We start from the raw sequence: 6,906 nt of genomic DNA, 5'->3' as shown, positions 1-6,906 counted from the left end.
GTCGGCGAGCCGCAGGCGGTGATGCTGGCGATGATCGACGAGACCGCACCATTGCTGCCGAAAGAGCGCCCGCGCTATCTGATGGGCGTCGGGACGCCCGACGACATCCTCGAAGCCGTCAAGCGCGGCATCGACATGTTCGATTGCGTGATGCCGACGCGCAATGGCCGGCACGGTGTCGCCTTCACGCGCTTCGGCCAGGTGAATTTGCGCAATGCGCGCCACGCCGACGATCCGCGTCCGCTGGATGAGGAGAGCTCATGGCCGTCGGCGCGCAACTGCGCGCGCGCCTATCTGCACCATCTCGTCAAGGCGGGCGAGACGCTGGGCGCGATGCTGCTGTCCGAAATCAATATCGCTTACTACCAGTTCCTGATGCAGGGCATCAGGGACGCGATCGCGCAGGGAAGGTTCGACGAGTTCTACCAGCGCACGCGCGCGGACTGGGCGAGGGGCGATCTCGCCCCTCGCTAGGTCAACGGTCCAAGCTCAATTGCACACGATCCGCTGCTTGACGGCGTGCTTGGTGACGAAGCCGTAGCCGCAATTGTCGCAGGTCCAGAGATAGCTGATGACGTGGTCCGAGATGTAGGCGGATGCTTCGGCGGCGACCATGGAATCGGCGCAGACGGGACAGGTCGGCAATTCACTGCAACGCGGATCACGCCTTAGCGCTACGGTCGGCATCACTTCAGCAACTGCTGACATCGTGTGACCTCCCTGCTTTGAGACCTAAGTCTAACATAAGCAGAATCAGTTGACGAGGTCGCAACACAAATGCGTTGGTTTTCTGCTAATTAAAGCTCACGCGATTTTGCGATGCAGCGTATTTAACATGTGCCGCAATTGTCGCTTGCGTGTCGTCGCAGGCTATCCGTAACTGCGCATGAGCCGCGTAAGAAGCGCAAATGTCGTCACAGGGAGTTCATCATGGACGCATCGTCCAACACGGGTGCAGCGCACCAACCCGGCCGCGGCCGGATCTATGACTCGATTGTCGAGGCCTTCGGCAATACACCGACTGTGCGCTTGCGCCGGCTGCCCGGCATGCACGGCGTGAACGCGACCATTTTGGCAAAACTTGAATATTTCAATCCGGCCGCAAGCGTGAAGGACCGCATCGGCGCGGCCATGATCATCGCGATGGAGAAGGCGGGCATCGTCAATCCCGACACCGTGCTGATCGAGCCGACCTCCGGCAATACCGGCATTGCGCTCGCCTTCGTGGCGGCTTCGCGCGGCTACCGCCTCAAGCTGGTGATGCCGGAATCGATGTCGATCGAACGGCGCAAGATGCTGGCATTTCTCGGTGCCGAGCTGGTGCTGACGCCCGCGGCGCAGGGCATGAAGGGCGCGATCGCCGCCGCCGAGGAGCTGTTGAAGACGACGCCGAACTCGGTGATGCCGCAGCAGTTCAAGAATCTCGCCAATCCCGAGGTGCACCGTCGCACCACCGCAGAGGAAATCTGGAACGACACCGGCGGCAATATCGATTTCTTCGTGGCCGGCGTTGGCACCGGCGGCACGATCACCGGCGTCGGCCAGGTGCTCAAGCCACGCAAGGCCTCACTGCGCGTCGTCGCGGTCGAGCCGGAGGAAAGCCCGGTGCTGTCGGGCGGACAGCATACGCCGCACAAGATCCAGGGCATCGGCGCCGGCTTCGTCCCTGACATCCTCGATCGCGCCGTGATCGACGAGATCGTGAAAGTCAACTCGACGACGGCGATCGAGACCTCGCGCGCGCTGGCGCGGCACGAGGGGATTCCGGGCGGCATCTCCTCGGGCGCGGCGATCGCGGCCGCGCTCCAGATCGGCAAGCGGCCGGAAGCGGCGGGAAAGACCATCCTGGCGATCGTGCCGTCCTTCTCCGAGCGGTATCTTTCGACAGCGCTGTTTGAGGGAATCTAGGACATGGCGGATCAACCACCGAGGCGGCCGCGCACACTCGGCGATGCCAGGACAGAGGCCGAGGCGGCGTTCAAGAAGGTGACGGCCAAGGTCGCCGCGGCGCCGCCGAAGCCGAACGTGGCACCGGGGATCAAGGAGCAGGTGACGCTACGCATCGATCAGGACGTGCTGGAGTTCTTCCAGGAGGGCGGCCCCGGCTGGCAGGACCGCATCAACGAGGCGCTGCGCAAGGCTGCGGGGAAGTAGCCAACCTCGTCATTGCAAGCGCAGCGAAGCAATCCAGAAATGTATCCGCAGAGAGATTCTGGATTGCTTCGTCGCAAGAGCTCCTCGCAATGAGGAGCATGCTGCGACACCGTCGCACAATAGAAAAAGCCCGGCGCGAGCCGGGCTTTTGTGTTTTCAACCTCACCGCATCTCAGCGGCGGAACATGCCGCCCATCATGCCACCGACGACGCCACCCACGAACGCCGCGCCGGCGGCATCGCCGGGATTGCTGCGCTGGGGAGCCGGTGCCGGTGCCGGTGCGCTGCTGCCTGCGGGCGCGGCGGCACGGCGGGCCGCCTTCTGGCTGGTGTCGCTCGCGGTCGGCGGGGCGGCCTGGACCTCCGAGATCAGGGCCTTGTGCTGGTGCTTGTTGAGGTAACCCGATGAGGGATAGCCGCGCGCGGCCTGCCAGCGCTTGAGCACGGTCCGGGTCTCATCGCTGAACACGCCGGTCTGCTTGGTATCGAAGCCGAGCCCGGTGAGACGACGCTGCACGTCGCGGCGCTGGGTCTTGTCGAGGCCGATCTGATCCTCGGTGAGCTGGGTGGCCTCGTCGGTGAAGGTCGCAGGATCGACGCCGGCGTTGAGGGTGCGCGTCGCGGTCGAGGGACCGCTCTTGATGGCCGCAAGGCGTGCCAGCGCCAGCGCCTTGAACTGACCGTTGGGATAGGCGGCGAGATAGGCGTTGAGCTCTTCCGGCTTGTTGGACTCTTTCACCGAGCGCCAATATTCGAGCTCGACGCCGTCTGAGCTGCCGCTCGCCGCCGGCACGATGCCAGAAGCGGTCGGCGCCGCGTTGGCGACCTGGGTTGTCGGAGCCTGGTTGAGATAGACCGAGCCGGTCAGGTTGGTGTGGCCCCAGGGCAGCTGACCCTTGCGGGTCTCTTCATTGACCTGGGCGCGCACCGACGTCATCGCCTGCTGGATCTCGATGCCGGGCTTGGTGATGTTGTCGATCAGCGCACGGGTGAACGGGCTGTTGTTGCCCTCCTGACCGTCGAGCGCGGTCTGGCCGGGGCCGGTGGCGAACGCGATGAGAGTGCCTTCGCCGGATTTCATCTCGGCAAGACCGCTCTGCACGTTGACGCTGCGCGTCGCGGAGTTCGACTTGATCTTGGCGGCGAACGGATTGTCGCGGCAGGCATCGAGGAACACGAGCTTGACCTTGGCATCGCCCATGGTCTGCTCGAGCGTCAGGTCGATGTTGATGGCGGCGCCCAGCTTGACGTCCATCTCCGACTTGATGTCGGCGTCGACGGGCAGCAGGTAATTGGTGCCGCTGACGGCGATGCCGTGGCCGGCATAATAGAACAGCGCGATGTCGGAGCCCTGCGCCTTGCGCCCGAAGTCGAGCAGCTTCTCCGTCATCTGGTCGCGGCTGAGATTGGAGCCTTCGATCACCTCGAAGCCGACATTGCGCAGCGTCGACGCCATCGCCTTGGCATCGATCGGCGGGTTCGGCAATTGTGCGACGTTCTTGTAGGAGCCGTTGCCGACGACGAAGGCGACGCGGCGGTCGGCCTTCGCGGCACTGACCGACAGCGCCATGCACATCAGCGAAGCGAGGAGGGTGAGGTAGCGCATTCTGAAATCCCCAGAATCGAATTGCAGGCAGCAACGAATTGGCAACGAACCTACACGAAGTGCCCGACTTCGCGCCACCGAAACGGCGGTCCGTTGCATGCAACCCGCTGCTGTGTGGCCGAATGTGCACGATGGGAATGTTTCCCAACGTGATCCAAATCACACGGCCACTTTGTTTTGTCGCGCGAGGCAGCGCGAGGTTCACCCCGCGCGGGCGGGAATCGCTGAGACCGGCTTCAAATTCAGGAGATTGCCGCACAGGATCAGCACAGCACCGAGCACGGTCCAGGCGTCGAGCCGCTCGGAATACAGCAGCCAGCCGACCGTCGCCGTCAGTGGAACCCGGAGGAAGTCCATGGGAACCACGATCGTTGCGTCGGCATATCGGAGCGCGCTGGCAAGGCAATAGTGCGAGAAAGTGCCGCAGACACCGATGACGAAGAGCCATCCCCAAAGGTAGGCTGACGGCCAGGTCCACACATAGAGCGTCGGCAGCAGGCCCACGACCATCTGCACGATGATCATCCAGAACAGGATCGATAATGCGCTCTCGGTTCGGGTCAGCGATTTCGCCAGAATCATGGATACGCTGAAGCCGATTGCGGCTCCGAGCGCGATCAGCTGGCCGGGATTGATCTCCCCGGTGGCGGGCCGCACGATCATGACGACGCCGACGATGCCGAGCACGACGGCGGCGATCTTCCAGACCGTCATGCGTTCAGACAGGAACGTTGCGGCCAGCACCGCAGTCCAGATCGGCATGGTGAACTCGATCGCCACGACCTGGCCGATTCCGATCAGCGTCAGTGCGTAGAACCAGCCGAGCTGCGCGAAATAATGGACCCCATTGCGTGCAAGGTGCTGCGGCAGGCGTTTGGTCGCGACCGCCTTGAAGCCGCCGGCGCGGTAGATGAGCGGCAGGAGCAGCGTGAGACCGATCACCGAACGCACTTCCATGATCTGGAAGACGTTGAGCTCACGCGTGGTCTCGCGCCCGGCAACCGCCATGACCAGCATCAGCGACAGCCAGCCGGCCATCCACAATGCAGCCATCGTTTTGGACGGTGTCGCGCTCATTGGGCAGGGGTTTGGGGGGCAGGGTGTTGGAGGTTGGAATGTGAAAGGACGGCCGGTATCGACGACATCGCCACCGTTTGCAACGGCCAAATCTGCGGATGCAGCGATGCAGGGCGACGTGCTAAGGCATCAACGAACAACGACAAAAAATGGGAGAACTCCGCTCATGCAGATCTTGCAGCCGGCCGAATGGAAAAAACCGCGCGGCTTCTCTCACGGCGTTGTGGCGGAGGGCCCTGGTCGCTGGGTGGTTCTGGCCGGCCAGACCGGCGGCGACGAGACGGGTAGCTACGCGCCCGACATGGCGGTGCAGGTCGGAGCCGCGCTGAAGCGGATCATCAAGCTTCTGGCCGAGGCCGGTGCCGGCCCCGAGCACATCGTCCGCCTGACCTGGTATCTGACCAGCCGCAGCGAATACGAGGCCGCGGGCGTGGGTATCGGCGCAGCCTGGAAGGAGACGCTTGGCCGCAATTTCCCGCCCTCGACGCTGCTCTATATCGGCGGCCTCGTGGACGAGCGGGCCAAGGTCGAGATCGAGGTCACGGCGTTCGTGCCGAACGCATAAAAAAATCGATCCGGCGCGGGCGCCGGATCGATTGCCGTGTCACTCTACAGTCTTACTTCGACAGCGAGATATTGGCGCCGCGGAACTGGCTGTCCGCGCGGATCGAGACGTTCTGCTTGTTGCCGCTCGTCTTCAGCGCGATGTTGGCATTGAAGCCGGCCGCGGAGGCGACCACTTCGAAGTTCCCGCCGCCGCCGCGGCCCTGGAGCGAGCCGGAGATGTTGCGGCTGGCCTCGGACCAGTTGCCGGTGATGGCGCTGCCCTCGGCCCTGACATTGGCTCCGAGGTTGAACTTGTAGGCATCGCTGGCACAGGTCAGCGACATCTCCATGGTCGGGCCGATCGGGGCGTATTTGGCCCGGCAGCGGATCCGCTCGGTCGAGCCGTCGTCCAGCGTGACGACGCCGCCGCCGCTCCAGCTTCCTGCCATCGGGGCGAACGGGCCGGACTGGGCCTTGCTTTCAGAGTTGGCGATCCCTGCCGCAAACAAAACGGCGGCCGCGATCAGCAGCCGCCGCTTCCGGGCGCGAGCCACACTTGGTTTACTGGCGCGATGCTTCCCACCGCCCGCTGCACGGTATGCCTGCAGATGCTCCATTCCACTTCCCCGATCCGGCGTTGCCGTTGAGTTGACCGTTGGCATATGCACCATTGATCGAAACTTTCACAAGTCCCCCGCTACCGATGGTGCCGGAAACGTTAGCGCCGGGCGCGGTGATCCTGCCGTCGGCAACTGTCAGCATGGAGCTTGCGGTCGGCTCGCAGGTGCCGCTCTTGGTGACGATGACGACCTGCCAGTTGCCGTCATAGGGGCTCTGGGCGAGGGCGGGAGCGGCGAGGGTGCCGGTCAAAACTGAAGCGGCACAGAACGCCGCGATGCGACCAAAACGCATGAATTCCGTCCTTGAATTTGTCTGATATGCTGACGCTTATTCGGACGAAATGTGACGGAAATTTGTTGCAATGCCAAATCGAAAATTGTTCCTGTGGAAACAATGGTTTATTTGCGTTCCCGGTTCCGATTTTCTAAGCGGAATCAAGGCCCCCTCACGTTAAGGGTAAACGTCAGGACAGACTCGGTGCAGAAGTCGCGAACTGCTCGTCCTGAGTCTTGGACGGCAGCGCCTTGTGGACCTTGGCATAATCGATCACGTCGGCCAGCAATTTGAGGCCGAGCGGAGCGAGCGCGCGCTCCCAGAGTTCGCGGGCGGTCTCGCCCTTCCTGACGAAGCACCAGTCCTGGGCGGCGATGGCGCCGGCGTCCATGCGGTCGGCGAGATGATAGATCGTGCCGCCGGCAATCGGATCGCCTTCCTTGATGGTCCATTCCACGGCGGCCTTGCCGCGATGGCGTGGCAGCAGCGAGGGGTGATAGCCGATCCCGCCGAACTTGGCGGCGGCGAGCGCGTCCTTGCCGATCCGGGCGTGGCTGTGCGCCGTGATGATCAGGTCGGTATCGGGGGCAATCTCGGAGGCCACCACCAGCTTCGGATTGGCCTGGACC

The 6,906-nt window shown here is 63.5% G+C and carries 10 protein-coding genes; 4 read left to right on the top strand and 6 right to left on the bottom strand.

Annotated elements, in window-relative coordinates; genetic code table 11:
• Nucleotides 1-474 (top strand): tRNA-ribosyltransferase family protein (locus IC66_RS0122540; protein ID WP_038949127.1); only part of this gene is annotated, 474 nt, incomplete at its 5' end.
• Between the two features lie 15 nt (nt 475-489).
• Here the strand turns inward: IC66_RS0122540 and IC66_RS0122535 are convergent.
• Nucleotides 490-708: a hypothetical protein gene (locus IC66_RS0122535; protein WP_028144520.1), complete on the bottom strand. Its 219-nt coding sequence runs from the start codon at nt 706-708 to the stop codon at nt 490-492.
• Nucleotides 709-930: 222 nt separating this feature from the next.
• Here IC66_RS0122535 and cysK point away from each other — a divergent pair, with 222 nt between their 5' ends.
• Together cysK and IC66_RS0122525 are read left to right on the top strand one after the other, a co-directional pair.
• The gene (cysK, locus tag IC66_RS0122530; protein WP_038949126.1) at nt 931-1,908 is read left to right on the top strand and encodes a cysteine synthase A; all 978 of its coding nucleotides are present in this window, start codon (nt 931-933) and stop codon (nt 1,906-1,908) included.
• Between the two features lie 3 nt (nt 1,909-1,911).
• Nucleotides 1,912-2,154 carry a BrnA antitoxin family protein gene (locus tag IC66_RS0122525; RefSeq protein WP_028144522.1) on the top strand — a complete coding sequence of 81 codons (243 nt, stop codon included), beginning with the start codon at nt 1,912-1,914 and terminating at the stop codon, nt 2,152-2,154.
• A 172-nt stretch (nt 2,155-2,326) separates the two neighbouring features.
• Here the strand turns inward: IC66_RS0122525 and IC66_RS0122520 are convergent, their stop codons facing one another.
• On the bottom strand, nt 2,327-3,760 hold the full coding sequence (locus IC66_RS0122520; protein ID WP_038949125.1) for a caspase family protein: 1,434 nt from the start codon (nt 3,758-3,760) through the stop codon (nt 2,327-2,329).
• A 201-nt stretch (nt 3,761-3,961) separates the two neighbouring features.
• Entirely contained in the window at nt 3,962-4,837 is an 876-nt protein-coding gene (locus IC66_RS0122515) for a DMT family transporter (protein ID WP_038949123.1), read from the bottom strand.
• A 166-nt stretch (nt 4,838-5,003) separates the two neighbouring features.
• Between IC66_RS0122515 and IC66_RS0122510 the strand changes: the two genes are divergently transcribed.
• Nucleotides 5,004-5,402, top strand: a complete 399-nt coding sequence (locus IC66_RS0122510) for a RidA family protein (RefSeq protein WP_028144525.1) — start codon at nt 5,004-5,006, stop codon at nt 5,400-5,402.
• A 52-nt stretch (nt 5,403-5,454) separates the two neighbouring features.
• On the opposite strand, the gene IC66_RS0122505 is transcribed toward IC66_RS0122510, so the two are convergent.
• From IC66_RS0122505 to IC66_RS0122495, 3 genes are all read right to left on the bottom strand, one after another.
• Complete coding sequence (locus IC66_RS0122505; protein WP_038949122.1) at nt 5,455-6,000, bottom strand: hypothetical protein; 546 nt, start codon at nt 5,998-6,000, stop codon at nt 5,455-5,457.
• The gene (locus tag IC66_RS43560; RefSeq protein ID WP_080670293.1) at nt 5,945-6,295 is read right to left on the bottom strand and encodes a hypothetical protein; all 351 of its coding nucleotides are present in this window, start codon (nt 6,293-6,295) and stop codon (nt 5,945-5,947) included. The genes IC66_RS0122505 and IC66_RS43560 overlap by 56 nt, the downstream gene beginning before the upstream one ends.
• A 172-nt stretch (nt 6,296-6,467) precedes the next feature.
• Nucleotides 6,468-6,906: formyltransferase family protein (locus tag IC66_RS0122495; RefSeq protein ID WP_038949121.1), on the bottom strand; the 439-nt coding region annotated here is incomplete at its 5' end.

This window comes from Bradyrhizobium genomosp. III, assembly GCF_000261705.1.
GTDB lineage: Bacteria > Pseudomonadota > Alphaproteobacteria > Rhizobiales > Xanthobacteraceae > Bradyrhizobium > Bradyrhizobium ottawaense.
This window is presented reverse-complemented; position numbering and strand designations above follow the sequence as displayed.